This window comes from Marisediminitalea sp. (assembly GCF_984433645.1).
On the sequence record NZ_CFIDRX010000246.1, the window covers coordinates 2,205 to 4,753 of the forward strand.

General features: G+C 45.0%; 6 protein-coding genes. All 6 read left to right on the top strand.

From position 1 onward, the window contains the following. A partial coding sequence (locus AC4MRN_RS19550) for a hypothetical protein (RefSeq protein ID WP_491204253.1) occupies positions 1-524 on the top strand: 524 nt, incomplete at its 5' end. Positions 525-526: 2 nt separating this feature from the next. Then, positions 527-979 carry a GNAT family N-acetyltransferase gene (locus tag AC4MRN_RS19555; RefSeq protein ID WP_491204254.1) on the top strand — a complete coding sequence of 151 codons (453 nt, stop codon included), beginning with the start codon at positions 527-529 and terminating at the stop codon, positions 977-979. Positions 980-991: 12 nt separating this feature from the next. Beyond that, positions 992-1,252, top strand: coding sequence for a hypothetical protein (locus tag AC4MRN_RS19560; protein ID WP_491204255.1), 261 nt, complete (start codon positions 992-994; stop codon positions 1,250-1,252). 38 nt (positions 1,253-1,290) lie between these two features. Continuing rightward, entirely contained in the window at positions 1,291-1,773 is a 483-nt protein-coding gene (locus AC4MRN_RS19565) for a DM13 domain-containing protein (RefSeq protein WP_491204256.1), read from the top strand. 64 nt (positions 1,774-1,837) lie between these two features. Then, positions 1,838-2,242: an MAPEG family protein gene (locus tag AC4MRN_RS19570; protein WP_491204257.1), complete on the top strand. Its 405-nt coding sequence runs from the start codon at positions 1,838-1,840 to the stop codon at positions 2,240-2,242. Between the two features lies 1 nt (position 2,243). Further along, on the top strand, positions 2,244-2,549 hold a 306-nt coding region (locus AC4MRN_RS19575), incomplete at its 3' end, for a hypothetical protein (RefSeq protein ID WP_491204258.1).

Genomic DNA, 2,549 nt, shown 5'->3' on the forward strand with positions numbered 1-2,549 from the left:
GGGAAAAGGTCTTCGAAAAGCTCACTGCAGCGCTGACAAACGTCAATAAGGATTTAACATTTGAGTTCAGCCCCATCCGTGTGAATGGTAAGCGAGAGTTTGTTATCAGTGCCGGTGGCATTAAATCAGCGTTTTCGAGTGTCGAATCATTGTGCCAGGCTGCCCCTGATCTTGAGAAATGGATAGTCGTAGCGTACCGTCAACGACGAATCCCACTGAATGACCTTTCAATTGGCGATGTCACTGTTAAAGCAGAAGATGTCTACTACCACCTCTATCCCGATGGAGACAAACTCGGGGTAGTGCTATTTTTTGAGCATTTTAGCCAGGACGAATACCCGCTTTACGGTAACCTCGGTTACTTATTTTTGGATGAATCCCTGGGTGAATACGATGTAGAAACAAAGCTCGGGTTTATTGAGTTTCAAAACACGTCTTCCAGTCATTTTGAGGGCGCACGACCACTTTCATCACTGGCTGAGCAGGTCGATGCCTTTTACACCAACTCGACTGTTAAAGGTTGATTATGATTATCCGACAAGCTACCACAGACGACTACGTTTCGTTGATTGAGATTTGGGAAGCCTCTGTACGTGCTACCCACGATTTCTTGCCAGAAGCCAACATTTCGGCGTTAAAACCGCTTATTTTAGAACACTATTTTGACGCTGTTGCGCTTCGTTGTGCCTGTATTAATGGTTACCCTGCGGGCTTTATTGGGGTGGCTGACAGCAATATCGAAATGTTATTTGTACATCCTGAACATTTCGGTTCGGGCATTGGTAAAGCGCTGGTGCACTATGCCCAAACGCATCTGGCAGCCGCAAAGGTCGACGTAAATGAACAAAACCCCATGGCAATTGGCTTCTATGAAAAAATGGGGTTTACCCGCACCGGGCGCTCAGCGCTGGATGGTCAGGGTAACCCGTTTCCATTGATTCATATGTCGACAAAAGTGAAATCGGAAGACACGTTGTAAAGGAATACTGCGATGAAATATGTCTACTTTTTGTGCCTCCTTGCCTCTATGTTACTTTGTATGAATACCAATGATACAGAGTTGGCTCATCAACTCAGTATTGGCGGGTTGTTCCTTTTTACGTTATTACTCATTATGAGTTTTATTAAAGGTGAACGTACAAAACGCACAACAGGCGACACGCAATCTGGCGGTTATTGGGATACGTCCGCCGGTTCAGCTTCCGATAGCAGTTGTGGCAGTGATGGTGGCGGAGGTGGTGGAGATTGCTAATAACCTCCGCTTTAGTACCCTGATAACGTAAAAGGTAGATGCACTTGAAAATAGCTACGCTGATAAAGTTAACCTTAACTCATGTCGTTGTTGGCGTATTAGGTTTTGCTGTGGGGATCTACAGTTTGCCCATTCTTATTGAGCCCGAAGCGCCTGGCACCGCACAATTGCAAGCAGCGTCCGCCAATAGCCTTTATCAAACCACGTTTACAAAAGATCTCAACGACAGTGATTTTTTACATTGGGGGGAAGGCAAAGTGAGTGTTGGACCAGACTTCATTACGTTCAATGGCGAGTTGTCCCCCGGGCCTGATTTTAAATTGTACCTGTCACCCACGTTTATCGATACGGAGTCAGCGTTCAAAGCGAATAAACCCAACATGGTCCAGGTGGGGGATATTCCAACCTTCACAAACTTTGTTGTTAAGGTAGACTCAAGTGTGAATATTGATGATTACACAACGGTGATTGTCTGGTGTGAGTCATTTGAACAGTTTATTACTGCTGCCCAATATAAATAGAGGTCGTTTTTAGCAAGCTTGTTATGTATAGGTTTACTGGCACTGTGTTTATGGATAAACCGCTATGATGTCGCTTTTTTTACCCATGTTCGCGCACGTGTTGCTGTGTGCTTTTTTGTATTTTTTGCTAACGCTTGCCCGAGCGCCAGCTGTATGGCATGTGGGCGGCAGTAGCGCTGTCATTTCATCGCTTGAATCACGCAAAGCGTTGATAAGCGCAAATCTGAGTAATCAATTTGAATGGCCGCTGTTCTTTTATGTGGTTTGTCTTGTTTCACAGTACGCTGGGGTCGCCGATAACATGGCATTCATAAGCTTAGCGTGGATATTCGTTGCAGGCAGAGTGCTCCACAGCGTAGTGCAGATCGCACTTAACAATGTGCGCCTGAGAGGTGTTATTTTTACCATTAATTTCTTAGCGGTGATAGCCATGTGGGTATTGTGCGCAATTCAGCTTATCGGGAAGTAGCATGAATAAAATAATCTTCACCATACTGTGCCTGTGCATGTTGAGTAGTTGCTCATTTCCACAGCATGAAGTTAACGCGAAATTCGGGAAACAGCACTTTGTTTCAGCAGTGGCTTTTATTGAGCTTCACAAAACCCGTAATGGCGCGTATCCCGACGCATTAAGCGATTTACAATATTTGGGTGACTGGGATTTGATTTGGTTAAATGCCGTGCGCTATGAGAAATCGGAAAACGGTTATAACCTGTACATTGAAAATGGGTGGATAGGTGAACCTGAATTGGCCTTTCCGGAGGCATTTAGAATC

Coding starts and splice junctions, on each gene's coding strand:
- AC4MRN_RS19555 (WP_491204254.1), top strand. CDS start 527: ATGATTATCCGACAAGCTACCACAGACGACTACGTTTCGTTGATTGAG.
- AC4MRN_RS19560 (WP_491204255.1), top strand. CDS start 992: ATGAAATATGTCTACTTTTTGTGCCTCCTTGCCTCTATGTTACTTTGT.
- AC4MRN_RS19565 (WP_491204256.1), top strand. CDS start 1,291: ATGCACTTGAAAATAGCTACGCTGATAAAGTTAACCTTAACTCATGTC.
- AC4MRN_RS19570 (WP_491204257.1), top strand. CDS start 1,838: ATGATGTCGCTTTTTTTACCCATGTTCGCGCACGTGTTGCTGTGTGCT.